Below are 23,386 nucleotides of genomic sequence, written 5' to 3' on the forward strand. Positions count from 1 at the left end.
CACCCTCATGACGATCCTTCAGCTGCGCCCCCGTACCGCCACCGTCCGCCAGGCGGGCCTGGTGGACGTACCGGCGGTGGTCCGCCTGGTCTCCCCGCCGGCCGCGCCCGCGCTCCGGCCGGCGGAGTGCCTGGCCGCCGACTGGGACCAGGCGCAGCGTGCCATGCGGCTGCTGCTGGCCCATCACGCCCTGGAGGAGGGGCAGGTGTGGGTGGCGGAACGCGCGGACGGCGAGCTGCTCGCGGCCGCGGTCTGGATGCCGCCGGACACGGGCGCGGAGCCGCCCCACGCCCGCCTCGGCACCCTCTTCGCCCGCGAGCTCACGGTCCGCCCGCCGCGGAACCCGGTCCTCCCGGCGGCCCTGAAGCAGGCCGGCCCCGCCGAGCCGCACTGGACCGTGGTCACCGTCTGCGCGCAGGGCGACCCGGAGGCCTGGGACCCGGCCCTGGTCACCGACCTGCTGGCCCCCGGCCTGACGGAGGTGGACGCGCAGACCGCCACAGCCGTCGCCCTCACCCTCTCCGCCCGCCACACCGACCAACTCCGCCCCCTGGGCTTCCGCCACCCCCACCACGTCCCCCTGACCCCGGGCCTGGGCGTCTGGCTGACGACGCGCTACCCCGAGCAGCGGTTGGCGGCGTGAGGCCGGGGGTGGTGCGTCGGGCCGGCGGCGCGCTGTCCCGGGCAGGGGCCGACGGCGACGTGCCAGACCCCGCGTCTGCGGCATGATCCGCCGGACAGGTCCTAGGGGCGCGGGGCTGTATCGATGTGCGGCTCCGCCGCGTGGGCGCGACCAGCCACGACGCACCTCCAGGCACCACACGACAGCCAGTGGCACGCACCTCGGAGACGCCCCTCTCGACGCCGGGCGCCGCACAAGGTACAGCGCATCGACGCCCATGGCTCCTTTGTGTCCACGCCCCCTACACGCCCACGTCCTCCCTACTCCCGAGGCCCCCCAGAAGACCCCCGCACCATCAACTCCCCCCGGATCACCGCGATCCCCCCGGGCGGCGGCTCCTCGCGGCCCATCGCGATCCGCCCCGCCCGAGCCCCCGCCTCCGCCAACGGCAACCGCACCGTCGTCAGCGCGGGCACCGCGTCGATGCTGAACGGCAGGTCGTCGAAGCCGGCGACGGAGACGTCGTCCGGGATGCGCAGCCCCGAGTCCCGCAGGGCCGCGCACGCGCCGAGCGCGACGGAGTCGTTCGCCGCCACCACCGCCGTGAGGGACGGATCCCGCCGCAGCAGCTCCAGCGTCGCCTCGTAACCGGATCGCCGGTCGTACCGGCCGTGCACGGTCCACCGCGGGTCCTCGGAGATCCCCGCCTCGGCGAGCGCGACCCGATGCCCCTCGAGCCGGTGCCGGGTGGTCGTCCGCTCCTCGGGGCCGGCGATGTACCCCAGCCGCCGGTGACCGAGCCCGATCAGGTGCTCGGTCAGTTCCCGTCCGCCGCCACGGTTGTCGAAGGTCAGCGCGATCGCCGACGTGTCCGGCACCGCCGGGCGCCCGCACAGCACCACCCGCGTCCCCGCCTCGCCCAGCTTCCGCAGCTTCGCCGCGACGGCCGCCGCGTGCGGCGCGTCCTCGACGGCGCCACCCGTCAGCACGACCGCCGCCGCCCGCTGTCTCTGCAACAGGGTCAGATACGTCAGTTCACGCTCCGGGGAGCCACCCGTGTTGCAGGTCACCGCCAGCCGCTCACCGCCCGCGCGCCCACCCGGCCCGCCGATCTCCGACTGGATCGCACTCGCCATGATCCCGAAGAAGGGGTCGGCGATGTCGTTGACGAGGATCCCGACCAGGTCGGACGTGGCCGCGGCGAGCGCGCTCGCCGGACCGTTCAGTACGTAGTCCAGCTCGTCCACGGCCCGCAGCACGCGCTCACGGGTGGACGCGGCCACCGGGTAGTTCCCGTTCAGCACGCGCGACACCGTCGCGGGCGAGACCTGTGCGCGCGCCGCAACGTCCGCCAGGGTCACCGTCATCTCGTCGTCCTCCGGTCGCGCATCTCAGTCGTACCTCGTTGTACACGCACAGGCGCGGGGCATCGGTTTCGTGTGGGCCACCCACACCCTCGGCCCGGAAAGGCCACACGGACCCGCAGGCCACGCAGCCATCCAGACCTTAAGGCCCCCGCCCCCCGTTGTTCGCCCCCTCGAACAACTCAACCCCGTCACGGTCTTGTCCAGACCGCTGGTCAGAGGCTAGCTTCTTCAGAGATAGAAAGCGCTTGCTGTATCGCTCACCAGTCGAGGCGTACGCGGCGCGCACAACCGCGTACGGAATGCGCAGCGCACGCTGCGTACGACGCCTACGAAGGGATCGACGTGACACGCAAGACGGTGCGTATCGCCATGAACGGCGTGACCGGACGCATGGGCTACCGCCAGCACCTGGTCCGCTCCATCCTGGCCCTCCGCGAGCAGGGCGGCCTCGACCTCGGCGACGGCACCGTGCTGTGGCCGGAGCCGATCCTGGTCGGCCGCCGCGAGCACGCGCTGAAGGCGCTCGCCGAGAAGCACGGCCTGGAGCACTGGTCCACGGACATCGACGAGGTCCTGGACGACGACAGCGTCGACATCTTCTTCGACGCCGCGATGACCTCGGGCCGCGAGGAGGTCCTCAAGAAGGCCATCGCCGCCGGCAAGCACGTCTACACCGAGAAGCCGACCGCGGTGGGCCTCGAAGGCGCCATCGAGCTGGCCCGGCTGGCGCGCGAGGCGGGCGTCAAGTCCGGCGTCGTGCAGGACAAGCTGTTCCTGCCCGGCCTGCTCAAGCTCAAGCGGCTCATCGACGGCGGCTTCTTCGGCCGGATCCTGTCCGTGCGCGGCGAGTTCGGCTACTGGGTCTTCGAGGGCGACTGGCAGGAGGCCCAGCGCCCGTCGTGGAACTACCGAGCGGAGGACGGCGGCGGCATCGTCGTCGACATGTTCCCGCACTGGGAGTACGTCCTGCACGAGCTGTTCGGCCGCGTGACCTCGGTGAACGCGCTGGCCACCACGCACGTCCCGACCCGCTGGGACGAGGACGGCAAGCCGTACGCCGCCACCGCCGACGACTCCGCGTACGGCATCTTCGAGATCGAGGGCGGTGTCGTCGCGCAGATCAACTCCAGCTGGGACGTTCGCGTCAATCGTGACGAGCTGGTCGAGTTCCAGGTGGACGGCACGGAGGGCTCGGCCGTCGCCGGTCTGCGCAACTGCCGTGTCCAGCACCGCAGCGCGACGCCGAAGCCGGTCTGGAACCCGGACCTGCCCGCCACCTACTCCTTCCGCGACCAGTGGCAGGAGGTCCCGGACAACACGGAGTTCGACAACGGCTTCAAGGTCCAGTGGGAGCTCTTCCTCAAGCACGTGTACGCCGGTGCCGACTACCACTGGGACCTGCTCGCCGGTGCGCGCGGCGTGCAGATGGCCGAGCTGGGCCTGAAGTCCTCCGCCGAGGGCCGCCGTCTCGACGTTCCGGAGATCTCGCTGTGACGATCCAACTCCCCGACTTCCAGGGCGGGTTCAGGGCGTACGAGCCCCGCACCGAGCCGTTCGCGGTGAAGACGGGCACGCCCTTCACCTCCCGTACGGTCTTCTCGGCGGCGCACGTCGTGGCGGACCCCTTCGCGGACACCACGCCCGACGCTCCCGCCGCCGTCGACTGGGACGCCACCCTCGCCTTCCGCCGCCACCTGTGGTCCCACGGGCTCGGTGTCGCCGAGGCGATGGACACCGCCCAGCGCGGCATGGGCCTGGACTGGGCGGGCGCGGCGGAGCTGATCCGCCGCAGCGCCGCCGAGGCCAAGGCGGTCGGCGGCCTCATCGCCTGCGGCGTCGGCACCGACCAGCTCACCGGCCCGGCGACCCTGGCCGAGGTCCGCGCGGCCTACGAGGAGCAGCTCGCCCTCGTGGAGGAGTCCGGCGCCCAGGCCATCCTGATGGCCTCCCGTGCCCTCGCCGCGGCGGCTTCCGGCCCCGAGGACTACCTGGAGATCTACGGCCACCTGCTCCGCCAGGCCACCGAGCCGGTCGTCCTGCACTGGCTCGGCCCGATGTTCGACCCGGCCCTGGAGGGCTACTGGGGCTCCTCCGACCTGGACGCGGCGACGGACACCTTCCTGGAGGTCATCGCGGCCCACCCGGACAAGGTCGACGGCATCAAGGTCTCCCTCCTGGAGGCGCGGCGCGAGATCGACATCCGCCGCAGGCTCCCGCAGGGCGTCCGCTGCTACACCGGCGACGACTTCAACTACCCCGAGCTGATCGCGGGCGACGAGCAGGGCTTCAGCCACGCCCTGCTCGGCATCTTCGATCCGCTGGGCCCGCTGGCGGCGGAGGCGGTCCGTGTCCTCGACACGGGCGATGCGGCCGGATTCCGGGGGCTGTTGGACCCGACCGTCGAACTCTCCCGCCACCTCTTCCAGACCCCGACCCGCTTCTACAAGACGGGCGTGGTGTTCCTGGCGTGGCTGGCCGGCCACCAGAGCCACTTCACCATGGTCGGCGGCCTCCAGTCGGCCCGCTCCCTGCCGCACTTCGCCCGCGCCTACGAACTCGCCGACGGCCTGGGCCTGTTCCCGGACCCGAAGCTGGCGGAGGAGCGCATGAAGAACCTGCTCGCGATGTACGGAGTGACCCAGTGACCGGCGACCTCTCCCGCTTCTCCATCAACCAGATGACCGTCAAGCAGCTGTCGCTGCCGGAACTGGCCGCGGCCTGCGCGGAGTCGGGAGTCACCAACGTCGGCCTGTGGCGGGAGCCGGTCCAGTCGTACGGCGTCGAGGCGACCGCCAAACTGGTCCGCGACGCGGGCCTGACGGTCACCACCCTGTGCCGCGGCGGCTTCTTCACGGCGATCGACCCGGACGAGCGGGCGGCGGCCCTGGCCGACAACCGCCGGGCGATCGACGAGGCCGCGACGCTCGGCACGGACACCCTGGTCCTGGTCTCCGGCGGCCTGCCCGCCGGCTCGAAGGACCTGCACGGCGCCCGGGAACGGATCGCCGACGCCCTCGCCGAGCTGGGCCCGTACGCGGAACAGCACGGCGTACGCCTGGCCATCGAGCCGCTCCACCCCATGTACGCGTCCGACCGCTGCGTGGTCTCCACCCTCGCCCAGGCCCTGGACATCGCCGAACGCTTCCCGGCGCACCAGGTCGGCGTCACGGTGGACACGTACCACATCTGGTGGGACGACCACGCCCCCGCGCAGATCGCCCGGGCGGGCGCGGGCGGCCGTATCCACACCTTCCAACTGGCCGACTGGACCACCCCGTTGCCGGAGGGCGTCCTCAACGGCCGCGGCCAGGTCGGCGACGGCGCGATCGACATGCGCGAGTGGCAGGGCTACGTCGAGGCGGCCGGCTACACCGGCGCCATCGAGGTGGAGCTGTTCAACGACGCGCTGTGGGCGCGGGACGGGCGGGAGGTGCTGGCGGAGACGGCGGCGCGGTTCGTGGAGCACACGGACTGACCCTCGCCGCTCGCCGGTGACGTGCGCTCAGGAGGCCCTGGGCGCGGGTGGTTCCTTGCCCGCGCCCAGGGCCTCGGGTGTGCCCGGGACCGAGGCCCGCCCGCCGGTGTCCGCCACGCTCGCCGTGCGGCCCGCGCACTCCTCCCGGGTGAGTCGGCCCCGGTCCCGCAGCGCGTTGGACCCCAGATGCAGCAGGTTCACGACGAGGATCGCCGGGGCGACGACGGCGACGGCCTGGGGGAGGGCGGGTTCCAGGAGCAGGGCGAGGATGATCGCCGTGATGCCGTTCTGCTGGCTGAGGGACAGCGAGACCCGGTCGCGGGCCGGGAAACCCAGGGTCACCACCGCCCCGACCAGCACCTGCGCCAGGAACGTGGCGGCCCCGAGGACGGCACCCACCCGGAAGTCGGCGCCCTCGGCCAGCAGCATCCCCAGCAAAAACGTGGCCACCCACAGCGCCGCGTTCGTCGCCCGCCCCAGCCACCGTCCCAGCGCCGGACGGAAGAACAACGCCGCCACCGCCAGCCCCAGCATCAGGAACTTCCAGGTGGCCACGGTCAGCAGGCCCAGCAGCGCGACGACCTGGAGCACCGCCCGGCCCGGCCCGACCGGCTCGTCCCGCCGCGCCCTCGGCTGCCGCACGACGAGCCACACCCCGGCCGCCGCCACCAGCAGCACCGCGTTCCCGACCAGCGTCTGCGCGTACGTCGTCGCCCCCGAGGAGATGCTCCCCGTGTCGCTGAGCACCATCGAGCCAAGGATCACCACGAGCACCGTCGTCACCGGATCGTCGAACGACGCCCACGCCGCCAGCAGCGACTTCGCGCGCGGCGACATGTCCCGGGACTCCAGCATCGCCGACACCGACAGCGGATCGATCTGCGCCATCGCCACCGCCAGCACCAGATACTCCGGCTCACCCCGGAACGCCAGCCACAACACCCCGGCGATGAAGGCCGCCTTGACGACCACGCCGAAGGTGATGGCGACGACGATCCGGTACACGTCCCCCCGGCTCTCGGGACGACCCACGCCGCCGGCACTGCCGTAGAGACCGATCGCGAGGAGCCCGGCGGTGAGGTGGCCGTACATGCCGCCGCCGCCCTCGGGCCGCACCGTCAGCCACTGGCCGACGACGAGCCCCGCACCGGCGAGCGAGAGCGGCAGCAGCAGGGGAAGGCCCAGCGCGCGCAGCAGGGCTCGGCCACGCCCGGAGGGACCGGCTGGGGCTCGCACGCATCACGTCCTTCCCGGCCGGCCCTGAGCCGCCGTGGGTGTCAGCCGCCCGGCCGGTCCGTGGGCAGTTCCCTCGCCAGCCGGGCCAGCCGGTGGTCGGCCGCCGTGACCCGCGACTGGTCGAGCGTCACCCCGATGAGATAGCGGCCCTCGGACAGCGTGTGGAAGTACACCGCCCCCTGCTCCACATCGAGGACGAGCTGGACCAGTTCCCCGCCCAGGATCGCCCGCAGCGACAGGTTCATCCGCCCGGCGACCCCGGGCAGCAGCCGGCTCATCCGGGCGTAGCGTTCGCGCCGCTGGTCCGGGGTGCGGACCCGGAAGAAGTCGCCCAGCGCCGGATGGCCGAAGATGTCCTGCACCCACGCCGTGCCCGGGGACTGGTGGTACGCGACGTAGTGCAGCCCGCGCACGTCCAGCGCCTCCCGGAGCAACTCCTCGGCCGCGGGCGGCGGTACGGCGGTCTCCGGGCGCCGTACGTGGATGTCCCGCGCCGTGACGGGCGCGGCGGACGTTTCCGGCGGGTCTTCGTCCAGTGGCGGTTCGGCAGGGACCGTCGATTCCTCCGGTGTCCCCGCCTCGGCGGGTTCTGGTTCGGGTTCGGTCAGGAGCGCCCAGGAATCGGTGTTGAACCAGGAGCCGTAATTCAGCGGACTGTAACGCGCGGGCAGCCGAAGGCGGTTGGCGCATTCGGCCATACTCGCGTCGAGTTCGTCCAGACGTTCCCTTTCCGAGGTGGCCGCATAGAGATGGAATCCGGGTTCCACCTGGTAATAGAGAACGGCGCCCGACGGCACGCGTAATACGGTGCGAATGAGCGCGCCGGTGCGCAACGCGTTGAAATCGGGCTGGAGTTCCTCCAGGAGGTAGTAGATCTGCCGTCCGGCCCGCTCGTGTTCATGGGAATCCTGGGACAGGGCGGGGGAATGCGCGGTGGCGGCGTCCAGGGCGACGGTCGCCGTGTCACCGTCGTAGAGGACCAGATGCGCGAGGCCGTCGTGGCGCAGTAACTCCCGGAGCTGCTCGGCGAGTCGGGTCATCGGCGGTGTCTCCCCGGAAGGAAAGCGGACAGTGGTCTGCGCCGTGGCACCCAGGGGGTCAGACATCCTGCACCTCCAGATCCACACCCGCCCGCTGGTAGGGGTCGGCGAGCAGCACGGCCCTGAGCGGGTGCCGCTCAGGTAGTTCGGAGACACTCCGGTCGAGGATTGCCCGCAGTCCGCGGTCGCCGTCAGTTGTCGACGAAAGCCGGTTGGCCAGTGCTTTCAGGGTCACCGGATGCCGCTCCCCCCATGCCGTCGGCTGCCGGCAGTCCTCGTGGATACCGATGTCCTCGGTGGAGGTGTCCCTCCCCAGCACGTGCGTGCAGTTGCTCTGGTTCAGGCGTGCCGCGAGCGGATAGCGGTGTTCGCGGCCGAACACCGTCTCCAGTTGGTACACCGCCTTCTGCAGACAGGAGCGTGCCGCCTCCGGGTCCCCGGACGCGAGGTGATACACGGCCATGTTGTTGAGGCAGATGCTGGTGAAGGGGTGCTTCTCGCCGAAGACGCTCTTGTAGCGCTCGTACACCTCCTGCGTCCGGCGCAACGCGTCGGACGGCGAACCGGCGGCGTTCAGCCCGATGGCGAGGGACAACTCGCAGGCCATGGTGCGGGGATAACGGTCGCCCCACTGGCCCCGGAAGCCGCGCAGGGCGTCCTGGAGCCGCTCCCGGCCGTTCTTGGTCTCGCCCTTGCGGACCATCGTCATACCCAGGCTGGCCAGCGCGCCCAGATGATGGTGGGAACTCTTCCCGGTGAGCTTGAGGAAGCGTTCGCAGGCGCGGACCAGGTACCGCTCAGAGGACTCCAGATCGCCCAGCTCACGGAAGTAGGTGCCGAGGTTGGCGAAGGAGAGCCAGGGCCGGAAGTCGTCCTCGCCGAACTGCTGGAGGCGGATGGTGTGGGTCTCGCGGTCCAGCTCGACGGCCGCCTTGACGGTCTCCATGTAGAACTTCGACAGGGCGAGGTTGTTGGAGGCGTCGAGGGTGGCTCCGTGTTCCTTGTTGATCTCCTCGACGAGTCCCCGATAGGTCGCCTGGTCCTGCTCGAAGGCTTTGCGGAACTCTCCGGCCGCGCGCAGGTCGGCGGCGTAGCCCCGGGCGGCCATGAGGGTGTAGACGTCCCTGGCGTCCCGCTCGTTCAGGGTCTCGAACGCGTGCTTGGACAAGGGCAGCGCGCACGCGTACCGGCCGGCCTCCCGGCAGGCGGAGGCCACCTCGGACTCCATGCGCAGGACTTCCAAGGGGACCGGGCCGGACTCCGGGCGCCAGCGTTCCAGGGCGCGTTCGCCCAATTGCCGTGCCTCGTCCCAGCGCTCGGTGACGCGCCGGTGGTAGGCCTGGCTGATCAGCCAGCGGTGTACGTCGCGATCCGTGCTGTCGGGGGCTCCCGAGGCCTCCAGGTGCCGGTCGAGTTCGGCGAACACGGGCCGGTAGCGCGGCTGGTGGCGTTTCAGGTCCGAGGGCACCATGGAGGCCAGCACGGCCAGGACCTCGCGCTGGGTCCGTGCCCGTTTCTCGGCGTCCATCCAGCCGCGTACCAGGTCCTGCATGACACGGTTGACCATCAGCCGCTCGCTGGACTGGTCCACGACCGCCAGCGTGGCGCGGGCCAGGCGGTTCACGACGGTCCGCATACGGAGTTCGTCCTGGAGGCTCTCGTCCAGCCGGGCCAGCAGTCTGGTCATGCCTTTCGACTCGACGACCATCATGCCGACGCCGTCCGGCGACAGGAAGGAGCACAGCTCCAACAGCCGTGCGGCGGCCGGGTAGTTGCGGGTGAGGTCCGCGTAGATACCGCGGTAGAGGGTGCCCATGGTGCCGTACTCCGGCATGATCTCGGCCTGGGCCGCGCCCTCCAGGCTGTCGAGCCGGGCGATGAACCGGTCGATCTGGGACGGGTACGCCTCCACCACGCTGATCGCCGAGGTGAGGACCTGGGGCAGATGCCCGAACCGCTCGGCGAGCCGCCCGAGAGCGGCGGGATCTGCCGCGCACAGCCCTCTCTCCAGCAGGGCCAGGCTCTCCTCCGGGGTGAACGGGTCGATCCGCTGGACCTCGTAGCCGGGCGGCCACTCCGGGGTGCGGGAGGTGATCAGGATGTGGCCGGGGCCGGTGGTCGGCAGGAACCGTTCGACGGCCGCGCTGTTCTCCGCCCCGTCGAAGACGAGCAGCCAGCGAGGGCAGTACTCGCCTGTCCGCAGATCGTGCAGCAGGGCTTCGGGATCGTCGCCGTCACGCGTGCCGCGCAGCGCCGCGTTGAGCCGCGCCGCCAGTTCGCGCAGCGCGGCCCTGATGCCGTCCTCGCTGGTCGCGGGGACATGCCAGACCAGGTCGTACTGGGAGGCGAACCGGTGGGCGTACTCCAGGGCCACCTGGAACTTGCCCGCCCCGCGCATGACGCCCCACAGCACCCGCGGGGCCGTGTGCTCACCCGGCGAGAAGGTCAACTCGCGGCGCAGTACGGCCAGCTCTCTCGACCGCCCGACGAAGTGGGTGTTGCGCATCGGCAGGTTCGTCACCCGTGGCTGCGTGCCCGGGAACCTGGTGTGCTCCGCCGGGCCGAAGGGCGCCGGGCCGATCTCCCGGGCGAAGCGGGACAGGAGCGCCCGGTGCGCGCTCTCCTCCGTCTGTCCGGCGAGATTGACCGCGTCCGGCCAGTCGAAGAGGGCGAGCAGCGGGGCCGAACTGATGCGCACCCCGACCTTCTTGGTCCGGGGGGTGCCGTCCGCCGGAGCGTCCTCGGTGAGCCGCGCGATGCGGTCGCCCTCCGTGGTGCCCTCCAGGTGCTTGGAGAGGAGGGCGACGACGTAGTCGGTGTCGGGGCCGCTGACCTCGCCGGGCTCCAGCGGGTCGTCCGGGCAGGGGACGGCGTCCGGCTTCACCTGGATGCCGGCCGCGGTGAGCTGTTCGGCGACCCAGTCGGCCCACAACTGGTCGTCGGGGTGGTTCAGGACGGTCGCGGTCAGCCGGGGGACGTCCCGCTCCCTGCGCGCCCGCCAGAGGGTGTACTCCTCCCGGTGCTCCTTGGGGACCCGCTGGAAGGAGTCGACCTCGCCGTCGGTGATCCGCCGGGCGGCCTTCACACAGGCGTGCAGCAGGGTGTACGGGAGGTTCGGGTCCTGGGTCATGACCGCGAGTTCCTCGCCCAGGGCCAACTGCGCCTGGTAGGGGAGCCGGACCTCCTGCCAGTACGTCTCCAGGGCGTCCTCGTCACCGACGTCCAGGAACTCGTCGAGCGCGGCCCGGGCGGCCGTGACCGCGCGCTCGACGCGGGTCGCGTCGGTGGTGCTGTCCACCCGCAGGGGCAGGACGTGCAGGCCGATGGGCCGGGAGTGCCGGGAGTGGGCGTACACGCGACGGGCCATGTCGCGGGCGCCCTCGACGGACTGCCGGTCGAGGTTGATGCCGAGGACGACGGTGTCCGGCAGGGCGAGGGTGCAGATGGCGGCGTCCTCGGCGAAGCCGGTCAGGCTGTCGATGAGGATGTAGTCGTACTTGCTGCCGGTCATCCGGTGCCGCAGCGCGGCGAGGAACTCCCGCCCGTCGGGGGTGTGCTGGAACTGGGACCAGTCGAACGCCTTGTGCCGTGCGGCGCCGATGTCGCCGTCGAGATGGCCCGGGCTGAGGTAGTACAGCTCGCCGCCGTTCGGGAACGCGTATCTGACGTCGACGTCGTAGATGTCGAACGCCGCGTGCTCCGGGTGCAGGGCGCGCAGGTGGTCGGTGAGCGGTTGCTGGCCGGCGGCGGCGAAGGCGGAGAACATGTCCAGGATGCCGTCGCCGGTGCTCAGGTCCGGGTCCGTGAGGTACTTCGCGTAGTACAGGTGAAGACCGGGATTTTCCAGGTCCCAGTCGATGACGAGCACCTTCTTGCCGTGACTGGCCATGATCCAGGCGATGTTGGCCAGTGCCATGGTGCGGCCGGTTCCCCCTTTGGCCGCGTAGAACGTGATGACTCTCGTCTGTCGAACGGTCGTACTCATCCCCCGCCCCATGATTCCCTGGGTGCTCTCGTGACCAGCGGTGGCCAGGGTTCTCTGCGCCTGAGCCAGCCGGCCCGTTCCTGCTGTCTGCGGGCGAGCCGCTCCCCAGCGGTCTCCAGCAGTGGTTCCTCCGCTCTGTGCGGCGGGGCCTCCCCCTCCTCGGCATCCGTGTGGGCGTCCGCCAGCACCGCCGCCATGGCCAGTGACAGCGCTTCCGGCGACCCCGCCTCGTGGTGCGACGCGCCCAGGTCGCGGGCCGGAGTCCGGGCCAGCGCCTCGCGCAGCCTCCCCGACGCGCGCCGGGTCTCGCGGTCCTGTCGCGGCAGCACACTGATGACAGCCGAGACGCGGGCCCCCGAGCGCGCCAGCCGCTCCCAGTGCACCGAAAAGGATGAATCGCCGGTCATCCAGGGATCGACGAGCACCACGACCACCGCCGAGTCGGCGACCTCGGACAGCTCCTCCTGTCCGACACCGTCCAGGGTGACGACGGTCAGCCGGTCGACCCCGCGCTCGCGGGCCGCCCAGCCGGCGATCCCGGCGGCCGGTTCGTCGCTGTGCGGCCAAAAGGGGCGCCACTCCTCGGCGGTCTCGGCGTAGCAGTCGGCGGACTCGCGCAGCCGCTCCATGCCGTCCCGGGTCCCGGCGAGCAGCACGAGCACCAGTCGGCGCTCGGCGGCCAAAGGCGCGGGCGGCGGTTCGTGACGGGCCGTGAACCGCTCCCGGTCCGGCCCGAAACACGGTTTCACCGCCGTGCCGTCCTGCTCGGTCATGGCGGGCAGCGGGATGCGCGCGGCGCGCGTCAACCGCTCGGCGACCCTGCGCACCAGGGCCCGGTAGCGCTGCCGGGCACCGGTGTCGTCCTGCAGTCCTGCCACGCCCGGACCCTGGTATCCACCCTCGACGTCCTCCAGCAACTGGCCGGTGTCGGCGACCTCCTGGGGCAGGACCAGTGCGTCGGTGCGCCACAGCACCCCGATCAGCGCGTCCGAGTGGTGCCCGGTCAGCCACTGCCGTCGCTCCATGCGCTCATGGAAGACGGACCACTCCAGGGCGCACCGGCGGTCCGTCAGATAGTCGGCGGAGTACAGGACCAGTAGCGAGCGACAGGTGAGGACGGACGGGTCGGGGCCGGGGGAGGGGGTGGGGCGCTGGAGCCGGCCCTCATGACGGGAGAGACGGCCGAGCAGGGTGTGGATCTCGTTCTGGACATCGAAGTGGAACCGTTGGACCGGCCCTCTGTCGCCGGTCGAACTGGCATAGCTGGTGTAGAACAACGGCCCCACAGCAACCCCCCAAGGGACCAGCCTCCCGCTAGACGATGGTCCGTCGCACCCCCGATCGCCTGAATTGACACCGGTCGGTTGATGGGGCGGCGTGTTTCCACGCGGCGGTGTCAATTCAGCCCTATGATAAGCAGTTTTGCCCGCTTGGGAGCCGGTTTGAAACCGGGACATCTCTCTCGGGTCCCCTTGGAGTGGCCGGAAATTCCGGGCGCGTTACTGATCACTGTTCGATTTCGGAGGAATGTACATGCTGGTTCAGTGGCCGGTTCGTCGGCGTATGTGCCGGATGAGCCGAGTGAGGTCCAGACAGTACACCGATGGATTCATGAATCCGCGCCGCGCACTGTGCCGATGAGTGCGCAGTCCGCCGCCGCAGATGTCGACGTGCGCACAGGATCGACAGCTGGAACAAAGAGTTCCGATTCCGGTTTCGGGAGCGCGCGGCAACGCCAGAAGATCGTCGAATGAATGGCTGAATACGTTCGCACCCGTGTGTGCGGCGCGATCGGCCACGGCGTTGAGGGACTCCGCCCACACCAGGCTGCCGTCCGTCTCGATCACGGCTACGGCCGCGGGCACCAGGCCGAGGATCTCGGCACTGCTGCCGGAGCCGTGTCGCAGCAGGGTGAGCGCCGACTCGAAGAGCCGCACCGGTACCGCGCGACCGGTGTCCGTCCAGTGGTCGAAGACCTCGCACAACCAGTCGCCGTACGGCGCGCGCGAGCCGTCGGCGCCGGCCGGCGGGAAGTCCCAAGTGGCGTGCGGCAGCTGGAAGTCGACGGCGGGCGGGCGGTGTGCGGCAAGGGCGTCGTACGTCTGTCGGGGCGGGGCCGCGGGGTCCACCGTGCACAGCAGGCCGCCGAACAGCCGTCGATGACGCGGCGAGCCGAGCCGCTCCAGCGCCGCGCTCACCTCAAAGTGGCTGCCCCGTACCGGGCCGCCGTTCCCGCGCCGGTGCCGATGGCGGTCGTGGGTCTCCGCGGCCCCGTCGAGACTGATGCCGACGTGCACGTCATGGCGGTGCAGCACCTTCAGCACGGCCTCCGAGAGGAGGGTGCCGTTGGTCTGCACGGCGAGCTCCGCCACGGCGCCCGCCGCCCGCGCCGACCGGCGGACCGAGGCGGCGAACTCGTCGATGACCGCCGCGCCGGCGAGCAGGGGTTCACCACCGTGCAGGATGACCCTGATCCGTTCCAGACCATGCCGGCGGATATGTTCCGCGATGCGGTCCGCCACCTTTTCCCGTATCGGACCCGGCATGATCCGAGGCTGCTCACGCCAACTCGTGTCACGTAATTCGTACACGTAGCAGTAGTCACACGCGAGATTGCATCTGCTGTGCAGCTTCACGGTGAATTGGTCGAGGGCGGCAAGACGCGTCCGTCCGTCTTTGGTGACGGAAAGACGAGGCATTGGCCAATGACCGGGAGGCGGGCAGTAGTCATTCCACGTCGGGCCTCGCCGAGCACTGTCCGGCACGCTGCGGACCGACGTACTGTCATGCAGACTGTTCATCTCCGCCCCCCGATTCCTCCCACGGGGCAGCCGCATCCATGCCCGTCGAAACGATCGGCTGCACGGTGATGAGAGTCCCCCGCTCACCGTAAGCAGGGCGCAATACATGCAGCGAGGCGTCAACTGGCCAATGTTCGCCGCTCTTCCGCATGACCGGGGAAACGGGAACAAAGGAAAGTGAAGGGGGTTGCCCATGGCGAGCTACTTCGTCACGAGTTTCACGGCCGCCGACCACCGGGGGTACGCGGCCCGATTCCAGGACGATCTCGCCGTGGAGGTGGGCAGGCTGCTCGGGGGCCGCAAGATCGTCGCCCGGGCGTGCGACGACACCCTGACCGCCGAGGAACGCCGTGCGCTCGTCGCCGAGGCCGGTGTCCTGGTCGTCCTCTGCTCTCCCGCCTACTACCAGGACGAGGAGTGCGGGCGGGACTGGGCGGTGTTCCAGCGCAGACTCGGCCATGTCCCCGAGCAGGGACGGCCGCACGACAACCCCGCGCGGGTGCTGGTGCGTTGGCGCCCGGTCCGGATCCCGCCGCCCGGCCGGCCCTGGGCACCACGACTCGACGGGGACAGGCTGGACGCCTACGACGACTACAACGAGTCCGGCCTCTACACGGTGGTACGCAAACAGGGCCGGCAGTCAACCGCCTACCGGCGGGCGCTGCGGGCCCTGGCCGCCCAGGTACGGGAGGGCCACCGGGCGGCGGTCCCCGTCCTGTCACCCGGGGACGGTCTCCTGCCCGAGCCGGCTTCCGCGTCCGCCACGGTGCCTGGGCAGAGAACCGCCGAGCCGCCGGAGCCGCCGCCCGAACCGGTGCGCCCGCCCCGGGTGTTCCTCTCCTACGCCCACGCCGACGACCAGCCCGGGCACGACGACGACGTCCGGTCCCTGGCCGCGTTGCTGCGGCAGCAGGACATCGACGTCAGGACGGATGCGGAGGCGTCCGAGGAACCGCAGATCTGGCTGCGGTGGATGGACGGGGAACTGGAGCCGGCTGACTTCATCATCGGGGTGGCCTCACCTGCGTACCGGCGCAGATTGCGGCAGGAGGAAGAGCCGGGCGTAGGGCTGGGGGCGACCTGGGAGGCCAGTTACATCCTGGATTACGTGTACCAGCACCCGGCCACGTGGCAGAAGCGCATCCTCTGGGTTCTCTTCCCCAGCTACGGCCCGGAGGCCCTCCCGGGCTTCCCGGGTTCGGCCTCCGCCACGCACTGGCACATCGCCCCCGAGACGGGCGCTCCCGACCTGGACGCCCTGGTCCGCTACCTGAGACGCGGCCCCCGACCACCGTCCTGAAAAAAAATTCCCGTCGGCCGTGCAACCCTTCCCCCACCTCGCGGGTCGTACGTGGCATCAGGACTTCTGGGGAGGGGATCTGGGGGGATCGCGGGGGTTCTGACTGGAGGGGAAAGCCGAGGGGGCCTGGTCGACGGACCAGGCCCCCTCGAAGCTTGTACGGCTAGAAGAAGACCCCGCACCTCAGCAGCACGTTCGCGTACGGCCGGGCCTCGCCGGTGCGCACCACCAACCGCGCCGCCGCCGACAGCTCCTTCAGCCGTTCGTGCGACACGAACTCCAGGGCGCCCCCGTCGAAGTGCCCCGCCAGCAGCTCCGCCGCCGCCGGATTCGCGTCCCGCACCTCCGTCGCCGCGGTCGCGCCCTCCACGACCAGCTCGGCCAGCAGCCCGTCCAGCACCTCCGCGAAGGACGGCACCCCGGCCCGGAACGCGAGGTCGACGACACGAGGGCCGTCCGGTATCGGCATACCGGCGTCGCAGACCAGCAGCCCGTCGCCGTGCCCCAACTCTGCCAGCGCACCGGACAGCTGACGGTTGAGGATGCCCGCCTTCTTCACAGCGCGTCGACCTCCTCGGCCGTGGGGAACGACACCTGTGCGCCTTCCCTCGTCACCGCCGCCGCCCCGACCCGGGCCGCGTAAGCCGCCGCCTCCGGCAACGAAGCACCCGTGCCCAGCCGGTACGCCAGCGCCGCCGTGAACGCGTCGCCCGCGCCCGTCGTGTCCACCGCGTCGACCTTGACCGACGCCACCCGGCTCACCCCGTCCCTGGACGCCACGAGGGCGCCCTCCGCGCCCAGGGTGACGACCACCGACCGCGGGCCCTTCGCCAGCAGGATGCGTGCCCAGTCCTCCGGGTCGTCGCCGATCGCCGAGTCGCCGAGGATGACCTTCGCCTCGTGCTCGTTGACGATCAGCGGGTCGCAGGCCGCCAGCAGCACGGCGGGCAGCGGACGCGGCGGAGAGGGGTTCAGCACGAAACGGCTGTCCGGCGCGAGGCTCGACGCCACCGCCACGACCGTCTCCAGCGGAATCTCCAGCTGCGCCGACACCACCCGGGAGGCATGGAAGAGGCTGCTCGCCGCGCGCACGTCCTCCGGTGCGAGCCGGCCGTTGGCGCCCGGTGAGACGACGATGCTGTTGTCCCCGGACGGATCCACGGTGATCAGCGCGACCCCCGTCGGCGCCCCGCCGACCAGCACGCCCACCGTGTCGACCCCGGCCGAACGCAGCGAGTCCAGCAGCAGCCGGCCGTGGCCGTCGTCGCCGACCCGGGCCAGCAGGGCCGTACTCGCGCCCAGCCGGGCGGCCGCGACCGCCTGGTTCGCGCCCTTGCCGCCCGGGTGGACGGCCAGGTCGGAGCCGAGCACGGTCTCCCCGGCCGCCGGCCGGCGCTCGACACCGATCACCAGGTCGGCGTTGGCCGACCCTACGACCAGGAGGTCGTAGTCGTACATGAAGTTGCTCCCCTATGAGATGACGTGAGCCGGCGGACGCCCGTGACGAGCGCCCGCCGGCCTTGGTCTCAGCCCGCGAAGTCGGCCACGTTCTCCTTCGTGACCACCTTCACCGGCACCATCACCGACTTCTCGACCTTGTCGCCCTCGGCGACCTTCACCGCGTTCTGCACGGCGATCCTGCCCAGTTCCGCCGGCTGCTGCGCCACCGACGCGTACAGCGTGCCTGCCTTGACGGCGTTCAGGCCGTCCTCGGTTCCGTCGAAGCCGATGACCTGGACGGACTTTCCGGCCTTGGAACCGAGCGCCTTGATCGTGCCGAGCGCCATCTCGTCGTTCTCGGCGAAGACACCGTCGATGTCCGGGTTGGCCTGGAGCAGGTTGGTCATGACGTCCAGGCCCTTGGTGCGGTCCCAGTCGGCGGGCTGCTTGGCGACGACCTCGATGCCCGGGTAGGCCTTGAGCCCCTCGGTGAAACCGGCGCCGCGCTCCCGGCTCGCGGAGGTGCCCGCCTGGCCCTGGAGGACGACGATCTTCCCCTTGCCGCCCAGCTTCTCGGCGAGGTCCTTCGCAGCGAGTTTGCCGCCGGCCACGTTGTCGGAGGCGACGAGGGCGGCGGTGTCCGCGTTGTTGACGGCGCGGTCGACGGCGACCAGCGGGATGCCCGCCTTGTTGACGGCCTTCGCCGCCGGGGTCACCGCGTCGGAGTCCACCGCGTTGACGATGATCGTGCCGAGGCCCGAACTGGTGAAGTTCTCCAGCTGGTTGGCCTGCTGCGAGGCGTCGTTCTGCGCGTCGGTGACCGTCAGGTCCACACCCAGCTTCTTCGCCTCGGCCTGCGCTCCGGCGCGGATCTGCACGAAGAACGGGTTGTTGAGGGTCGACAGCGACAGACCGATCTTCTGGCTCTTCGCCTCCGAGGTGCCACTGTGCAGGAGCGAGGTGGCGCCCACGACCGCCGCCGCGACCACGGCCGCGAGCAGATAGGTCATTGCCTGCTTGCCCCTGTTGCCGCCCGTCCCCGCCGCCACCGGCGTCGCACCCGCCTTGCGGCGGACCGTGTCCAGGAGAACCGCCAGGGCGATGACGACACCGATGACCACCTGCTGCCAGAACGCGGAGACGGACAGCAGGTTGAGGCCGTTGCGCAGCACCGCCAGGATCAGCGCGCCGATCAGCGTCCCGGACGCCTTGCCCGTACCACCGGCCAGCGACGCGCCGCCGATGACGACCGCGGCGATCGCGTCGAGCTCGTAGCCCTGCGCGGCCTGCGGCTGAGCGGAGGAGAGACGGGAGGCCAAGACGATGCCGGCGGCCGCGGCGAACAGACCGGAGAACGCGTAGATCGCGAGCTTCTGCCGCTTCACCCGCAGACCGGAGAGACGGGCCGCTTCCTCGTTGCCGCCGATCGCGTACATCGCACGGCCGATGTACGTCCGCCCGAGCACGAACGCCGTGATCAGACCCATGCCGATCATCACCAGCACGGGCACCGGCAGCCAGCCGCCGAGGGTGTCACCGAGATGGGAGATCGAGCTCGGGAAGGCGATCGGGGAACCCTGCGAGATCACCAGCGACAGACCGCGCGCCACGGACAGCATGGCGAGCGTCGCGATGAACGGCGGCAGTTTGCCGTACGAGATCAGGAAACCGCTGACCAGGCCGCACGCTATGCCGGTCGCGATGGCGAGCAGCACCGCGAGGACCACCGGCATGCCCTGCGAAGTGGCGCTCCAGGCGAGGACGGTGGCCGACAGGGCGGCGACCGAGCCGACCGACAGGTCGATGCCCGCCGAGACGATCACGAAGGTCACACCGAAGGCGAGGATGGCGGTCACGGCCGCCTGGACGCCGACGTTCAGGAGGTTGTCCGTCGTCAGGAAGTCGCCGGACAGCGCCGACATGGCGATGACGAGGACGATCAGCGCGGTCAGCGCGCCGTTGTCGAGGAGCAGCCGGCGCAGCCCTGAGGCGCCCGTCGTGCTCTTGAGCGTGTCAGTGGCCACGAGGGGCCTCCTTCTCAAGGGTGTGGGGGTTGCTGACGGCGAGCGCCATCACGGCGTCCTGAGTGGCCTGGTCGGCGGGGAGTTCACCGGCGATCCGGCCCTGGGCCATGACCAGGACCCGGTCGCTCATGCCGAGGACCTCGGGCAGATCGCTGGAGATCATGAGCACGGCCGCACCTTGAGCGGTCAGTTCATTGATCAGCTGGTAGATCTCGACCTTCGCGCCGACGTCGATGCCACGCGTCGGCTCGTCGAGGATCAGCACCTTGGTGTCGGCGAGCAGCCACTTGCCGATGACGACCTTCTGCTGGTTGCCGCCGGACAACGTCCGCACGTGCTGGCCCGGTCCGGCCATCCGCACGCCCAGCTGCCCGGCGATCCGGGCGGCGGCCTCGCGCTGACCCTTGAGGTCGACGAGCCCCGCGCGCGTGGCCGAACGCAGCGTCACCAGGCCGAGGTTCTCCTCGACGGACGCGTCGAGGACCAGGCCCTGGCCCTTGCGGTCCTCGGGGATCAGCCCGATGCCCGCCGCCATGGCCGCGTTGACGTCATGCCGCTTCAGCGCGGCCCCGGCGACCCTCACCGCGCCCCGGTCGTACGGGTCGGCGCCGAACACCGCGCGCACGACCTCCGTCCGCCCGGCGCCGACAAGACCCGCGATACCGACGACCTCGCCGGCGCGCACCTCGAAGGACACGTCGTGGAAGACACCGTCCCGGGTCAGCCCCTCGACGGTCAGCAACGCGGCGCCCTTCTCGGGCACTTCACGCGGGTACTGCTGCTCGATGGACCGCCCGACCATCAGGCGGACCAGCTCGTCCTCCGGGGTGGAGGCGGGGACCTGTCCGACGGACTTTCCGTCCCGGATGACCGTGACCCGGTTGCCCAGGGCGGCGATCTCCTCCAGGTGATGCGTGATGAAGACGATCCCGACGCCGTCCTCGCGCAGCGTGCGCACGATTGCGAAGAGCTTGTCCACCTCCTCGGAGGTGAGCACCGCGGTCGGCTCGTCCATGATCAGTACACGCGCCTTCAGGCTCAGCGCCTTGGCGATCTCGACCATCTGAAGGCGGGCGATGCCGAGTTCGCGCACCCGCGCGCGGGGCGACACGTCGACACCCACGCGCGCGAGCAGGACCTCGGCGTCGGCCTCCATCCGCTTGCGGTCGATCATGCCGAGGCGGCGCGGCTGGCGGCCCAGGAAGATGTTCTCGGCGACCGTCAGGTCGGGGACGAGGTTGAACTCCTGGTAGATGGTGGCGATCCCGAGGCGCTCGGCGTCCTGCGCACCGTGGATGCGCACCTCCGCGCCGGCGGCCAGGATGCGGCCCTCGTCGGGCGTGTAGGCGCCGGAGAGCATCTTGATGAGGGTGCTCTTGCCCGCGCCGTTCTCACCGAGGAGGACATGCACCTCGCCGCGGCGCAGGTCGAAGTCGACGCCGTCCAGCGCGACCACGCCCGGGAAGGTCTTCCGGATGCCTTCGATGCGCAGCAACTCGTCCGGGTTGCTCACGACGTGCTCCTGTTCTGTACGGGGGCCGGCTCGGGGGAAGCCGGTTGCTCGCCGCACGAGCGGCGTACGACGAGACGGGCGGGAAGGGTGACGGACCGCGGCTCCCGGCCCTCGATGCGGTCGACGAGCGCGCGCACGGCGGCCCGCCCCAGCTCGCCCGTGGGCTGGGCGATCGCGGTGATCGGCGGATCGGTGTGCACGAACCAGCGGATGTCGTCGAACGCGGCGAGCGCGAGGTCCTCGGGGACCCGCAGCCCACGCGCGCGGACGGCGTCCAGCGCGCCGAGCGCCATCAGGTTGTCGGCGGCGAACACGACCTCGGGCGGCTCGGGCAGGTCGAGGAAGCCCTCGGTGACCCGCCGCCCGCTCTCGGCCTGGAAGTCGCCCTGCCCGATGTAGGTGTCAGGGAGGGGGATGCCGTACTCGGCGAGGGCCTCGCGGAAGGCCTCGACGCGCTCGCTGCCGGTGGTGGTGGCGGCGGGGCCCGCGATGATCGCGAGCCGGCGGTGCCCGAGCGCGTGCAGATGCGCCACGAGGTCCCGGACGGCGGCCCGTCCGTCGGCCCTGACGACCGGTACGTCCACGCCCGGGATCCACCGGTCCACGAAGACCATCGGGGTCCCCGCGCGGGCGGCGTCCAGCATCAGCGGGGAGCCGCCGTCGGTGGGGGAGACCAGGAGGCCGTCGATACGGCGGTCCAGCAGCGTCCGTACGTGGTGGTCCTGGAGGTCGGGCCGCTCGTCGGCGTTGCCGATGATGACGCTGTAGCCGAGCGCGCGGGCCTCCTCCTCGACGGAGCGGGCCAGTTCGGTGAAGTACGGGTTCAGTACGTCGCTGATGACCAGGCCGAGGGTGTGGGTCTGGTCGGTGCGCAGCGAACGGGCGACGGCGTTCGGGCGGTAGCCCAGCGCTGCCACGGCGGCCAGCACGCGTGTGCGTGCGTCGGCGCTGACCGACGGATGGTCGTTCAGGACGCGCGAGACCGTGGCGACGGACACTCCCGCCTCGGCAGCCACGTCCTTGATGCTCGCCATCGCCGTTCCACCTCCTTGTGGATCGATCGTGATCAGCCGGGCAATCGGTTCATGGAATCGATTACATCGGCGTGTACGGAGGATTGGAATCGATTACACGGCAGTTAATCAAGCCCCCGCCCGACCTCTGAGACCGGATCGTGATGAAGGCGCGCTCGCGAGGAAGGGGTGCTCGTGTTGAAGGGGCGCTCGTGCTGAAGGGGCGCTGGTGGTGAAGGGGCGCTGGTGGTGAAGGGGTGCTCAGCTCAGCGGCAGCCGCATGATCGTCAGGTCCAGCCACCGCCCGAACTTGATGCCGACCTCCCGGACCGTCCCCGCGTGCTCGAACCCGTACCGCTCGTGCAACCGCACCGACGCGCTGTTCCCGGCCTCGATCCCGGCGACCATCACGTGATGGCCGGCCGCGCGGGCCGAGGTGATGACGGCGTCCAGCAGCGCAGAGCCGATGCCCAGGCCGTGGCGCCCCTCGCGGACGTAGACCGAGTTCTCCACGGTGTGGCGGTAGCCCTCCTTCTCCCGCCAGGGCCCGTACGTCGCGAAGCCCACCACCTCGCCGGCGGCCTCGGCGACGAACGCGGAGCCGCGCTCCAGGTGGGAGGCCAGCCAGGCCGCGCCCTCGGCGGCGGACAGGGTCCGGTCGGTCCACAGGGCCGTGGAGTGCTCGATCGCGTGATTGCGGATGTCGCGGACGGCCTCGGCGTCCCCGGCAAGCGCCGGGCGTACGGTCACGCCCGTGGCGGACGTCTCGTATATTGGATTCATGTCCAACATAGTAGATCCCCTGGTGCGCCAGATCGCCGCACGCGTGCGGGCCGAGCGGGAACGCCGCCGCTGGACCCTGGCGCAGCTCGCCGAGGCCTCCGGGGTCTCCCAGGCGATGATCAGCCGGATCGAACGGGAGGAGAGCAGCCCCACGGCGGTCGTCCTCGGCAAGCTGTCGGCCGCGTTCCAGCTCAGCGTGTCCTCGCTGCTGGCGTCGGCGGAGGGCGAGGCGGCGGCCGAGGTCGAGGGGGAGGGGGAGGGGGAGCGAGTGCGGGTGCGGGTGCGCCGGGAGGCCGACGCGGCCGTGTGGCGCGACCCCGAGACGGGCTATCGGCGCCGCCAGATCACCAGCCCCCGCTTCCCCACGGAGATCGCCGAGATCCGCCTGCCCGCCGGGGCCCAAGTCCCCTACCCCGCGGCGGCGTTCGCGTTCATCCGGCAACTGGTGTGGGTCCTCGACGGTCAACTGACCTTCCACGAGGGCGATCTGGTGCACCACCTCCACCCCGGCGACACCATCGAACTCGGCGAACCGGCTCCGCGCGTCTTCGTCAACGACACCGACACCGAGTGCCGTTACGTCGTCGTCCTGGCTCGGCACCCGCAGCCATGAGGCGACCGATACGCCCCGCGCGTCACGTCGCGTCGACGGCACCCTGCGCCGCCGTTGACCCGGTAGGGTCACCCGCTCCCGCTCCCGAGCCCGCGCCTGCTTCCGGACCCGCTCCCGGACCTGCACCCGCTTCTGGGCCCGCGCCCGGACCTGCGTCTAAACCCGTGCCCGGAC

General features: G+C 71.0%; 18 protein-coding genes. 6 read left to right on the forward strand and 12 right to left on the reverse strand.

Annotated features, from left to right (window positions below; genetic code table 11):
• Positions 1-7 precede the first annotated feature (7 nt).
• Complete coding sequence (locus OG885_RS28890; protein ID WP_405736793.1) at positions 8-643, forward strand: hypothetical protein; 636 nt, start codon at positions 8-10, stop codon at positions 641-643.
• Between the two features lie 299 nt (positions 644-942).
• Here the strand turns inward: OG885_RS28890 and OG885_RS28895 are convergent, their stop codons facing one another.
• Positions 943-1,989, reverse strand: a complete 1,047-nt coding sequence (locus OG885_RS28895; RefSeq protein ID WP_399961945.1) for a LacI family DNA-binding transcriptional regulator — start codon at positions 1,987-1,989, stop codon at positions 943-945.
• 342 nt (positions 1,990-2,331) lie between these two features.
• On the opposite strand from OG885_RS28895, the gene OG885_RS28900 reads away from it, so the two are divergent.
• Genes OG885_RS28900 through OG885_RS28910 form a run of 3 tightly spaced genes read left to right on the forward strand, consistent with a single transcriptional unit; the run spans position 2,332 to position 5,464 of the window.
• The gene (locus tag OG885_RS28900) at positions 2,332-3,483 is read left to right on the forward strand and encodes a Gfo/Idh/MocA family protein (protein WP_405736797.1); all 1,152 of its coding nucleotides are present in this window, start codon (positions 2,332-2,334) and stop codon (positions 3,481-3,483) included.
• Entirely contained in the window at positions 3,480-4,634 is a 1,155-nt protein-coding gene (locus tag OG885_RS28905) for a dihydrodipicolinate synthase family protein (protein WP_405736800.1), read from the forward strand. The genes OG885_RS28900 and OG885_RS28905 overlap by 4 nt, the downstream gene beginning before the upstream one ends.
• 32 nt (positions 4,635-4,666) lie before the next feature.
• Positions 4,667-5,464, forward strand: a complete 798-nt coding sequence (locus tag OG885_RS28910) for a sugar phosphate isomerase/epimerase family protein (protein ID WP_405742921.1) — start codon at positions 4,667-4,669, stop codon at positions 5,462-5,464.
• 27 nt (positions 5,465-5,491) lie between these two features.
• Here the strand turns inward: OG885_RS28910 and OG885_RS28915 are convergent, their stop codons facing one another.
• The 5 genes from OG885_RS28915 to OG885_RS28935 form a co-directional block, all read right to left on the reverse strand.
• Entirely contained in the window at positions 5,492-6,700 is a 1,209-nt protein-coding gene (locus tag OG885_RS28915; RefSeq protein WP_405736803.1) for a hypothetical protein, read from the reverse strand.
• A gap of 41 nt (positions 6,701-6,741) precedes the next feature.
• Positions 6,742-7,806, reverse strand: coding sequence for a hypothetical protein (locus OG885_RS28920; RefSeq protein WP_405736806.1), 1,065 nt, complete (start codon positions 7,804-7,806; stop codon positions 6,742-6,744).
• Positions 7,799-11,725, reverse strand: coding sequence for an FxSxx-COOH system tetratricopeptide repeat protein (gene fxsT, locus OG885_RS28925; protein WP_405736809.1), 3,927 nt, complete (start codon positions 11,723-11,725; stop codon positions 7,799-7,801). The genes OG885_RS28920 and fxsT overlap by 8 nt, the downstream gene beginning before the upstream one ends.
• Entirely contained in the window at positions 11,722-13,011 is a 1,290-nt protein-coding gene (gene fsxC / locus OG885_RS28930) for an FxsC protein (RefSeq protein WP_405736812.1), read from the reverse strand. Before fsxC ends, fxsT begins: the two co-directional genes overlap by 4 nt.
• A 255-nt stretch (positions 13,012-13,266) precedes the next feature.
• Entirely contained in the window at positions 13,267-14,721 is a 1,455-nt protein-coding gene (locus OG885_RS28935; protein WP_405736815.1) for an FxsB family cyclophane-forming radical SAM/SPASM peptide maturase, read from the reverse strand.
• Here OG885_RS28935 and OG885_RS28940 point away from each other — a divergent pair.
• Positions 14,720-15,826 carry a TIR domain-containing protein gene (locus OG885_RS28940; protein ID WP_405736817.1) on the forward strand — a complete coding sequence of 369 codons (1,107 nt, stop codon included), beginning with the start codon at positions 14,720-14,722 and terminating at the stop codon, positions 15,824-15,826. The two genes, OG885_RS28935 and OG885_RS28940, sit on opposite strands and share 2 nt — an antisense overlap.
• A 163-nt stretch (positions 15,827-15,989) precedes the next feature.
• Here the strand turns inward: OG885_RS28940 and rbsD are convergent, their stop codons facing one another.
• From rbsD to OG885_RS28970, 6 genes are all read right to left on the reverse strand, one after another.
• The gene (rbsD, locus tag OG885_RS28945) at positions 15,990-16,385 is read right to left on the reverse strand and encodes a D-ribose pyranase (RefSeq protein ID WP_405736819.1); all 396 of its coding nucleotides are present in this window, start codon (positions 16,383-16,385) and stop codon (positions 15,990-15,992) included.
• Entirely contained in the window at positions 16,382-17,284 is a 903-nt protein-coding gene (locus tag OG885_RS28950; RefSeq protein WP_405736822.1) for a ribokinase, read from the reverse strand. The genes rbsD and OG885_RS28950 overlap by 4 nt, the downstream gene beginning before the upstream one ends.
• 68 nt (positions 17,285-17,352) lie before the next feature.
• Positions 17,353-19,290 carry a substrate-binding domain-containing protein gene (locus OG885_RS28955; protein WP_405736824.1) on the reverse strand — a complete coding sequence of 646 codons (1,938 nt, stop codon included), beginning with the start codon at positions 19,288-19,290 and terminating at the stop codon, positions 17,353-17,355.
• The gene (locus OG885_RS28960; RefSeq protein WP_405736827.1) at positions 19,280-20,803 is read right to left on the reverse strand and encodes a sugar ABC transporter ATP-binding protein; all 1,524 of its coding nucleotides are present in this window, start codon (positions 20,801-20,803) and stop codon (positions 19,280-19,282) included. Before OG885_RS28960 ends, OG885_RS28955 begins: the two co-directional genes overlap by 11 nt.
• A complete protein-coding gene (locus OG885_RS28965; RefSeq protein ID WP_405736830.1) occupies positions 20,800-21,837 on the reverse strand; it encodes a LacI family DNA-binding transcriptional regulator in 1,038 nt (345 codons plus the stop codon). The genes OG885_RS28960 and OG885_RS28965 overlap by 4 nt, the downstream gene beginning before the upstream one ends.
• 240 nt (positions 21,838-22,077) lie before the next feature.
• The gene (locus OG885_RS28970) at positions 22,078-22,599 is read right to left on the reverse strand and encodes a GNAT family N-acetyltransferase (protein WP_405736833.1); all 522 of its coding nucleotides are present in this window, start codon (positions 22,597-22,599) and stop codon (positions 22,078-22,080) included.
• Here OG885_RS28970 and OG885_RS28975 point away from each other — a divergent pair.
• Positions 22,598-23,212 carry a helix-turn-helix domain-containing protein gene (locus tag OG885_RS28975; RefSeq protein WP_405736836.1) on the forward strand — a complete coding sequence of 205 codons (615 nt, stop codon included), beginning with the start codon at positions 22,598-22,600 and terminating at the stop codon, positions 23,210-23,212. The genes OG885_RS28970 and OG885_RS28975 overlap by 2 nt on opposite strands.
• The last annotated feature ends 174 nt before the right edge of the window (positions 23,213-23,386 follow it).

It is taken from the genome of Streptomyces sp. NBC_00028, from assembly GCF_045041065.1.
Classification (GTDB): Bacteria; Actinomycetota; Actinomycetes; order Streptomycetales; family Streptomycetaceae; genus Streptomyces.

What these genes read in the sequence shown, in the direction of transcription:
- OG885_RS28890 (WP_405736793.1), top strand. Translation starts at nt 8, where the DNA reads ATGACGATCCTTCAGCTGCGCCCCCGTACCGCCACCGTCCGCCAGGCG.
- OG885_RS28895 (WP_399961945.1), bottom strand. Translation starts at nt 1,989, where the DNA reads ATGACGGTGACCCTGGCGGACGTTGCGGCGCGCGCACAGGTCTCGCCC.
- OG885_RS28910 (WP_405742921.1), top strand. Translation starts at nt 4,667, where the DNA reads ATGACCGTCAAGCAGCTGTCGCTGCCGGAACTGGCCGCGGCCTGCGCG.
- OG885_RS28920 (WP_405736806.1), bottom strand. Translation starts at nt 7,806, where the DNA reads ATGTCTGACCCCCTGGGTGCCACGGCGCAGACCACTGTCCGCTTTCCT.
- fxsT (WP_405736809.1), bottom strand. Translation starts at nt 11,725, where the DNA reads ATGAGTACGACCGTTCGACAGACGAGAGTCATCACGTTCTACGCGGCC.
- OG885_RS28940 (WP_405736817.1), top strand. Translation starts at nt 14,720, where the DNA reads ATGGCGAGCTACTTCGTCACGAGTTTCACGGCCGCCGACCACCGGGGG.
- OG885_RS28935 (WP_405736815.1), bottom strand. Translation starts at nt 14,721, where the DNA reads ATGGGCAACCCCCTTCACTTTCCTTTGTTCCCGTTTCCCCGGTCATGC.
- OG885_RS28950 (WP_405736822.1), bottom strand. Translation starts at nt 17,284, where the DNA reads ATGTACGACTACGACCTCCTGGTCGTAGGGTCGGCCAACGCCGACCTG.
- OG885_RS28965 (WP_405736830.1), bottom strand. Translation starts at nt 21,837, where the DNA reads ATGGCGAGCATCAAGGACGTGGCTGCCGAGGCGGGAGTGTCCGTCGCC.
- OG885_RS28975 (WP_405736836.1), top strand. Translation starts at nt 22,598, where the DNA reads ATGTCCAACATAGTAGATCCCCTGGTGCGCCAGATCGCCGCACGCGTG.
- OG885_RS28970 (WP_405736833.1), bottom strand. Translation starts at nt 22,599, where the DNA reads ATGAATCCAATATACGAGACGTCCGCCACGGGCGTGACCGTACGCCCG.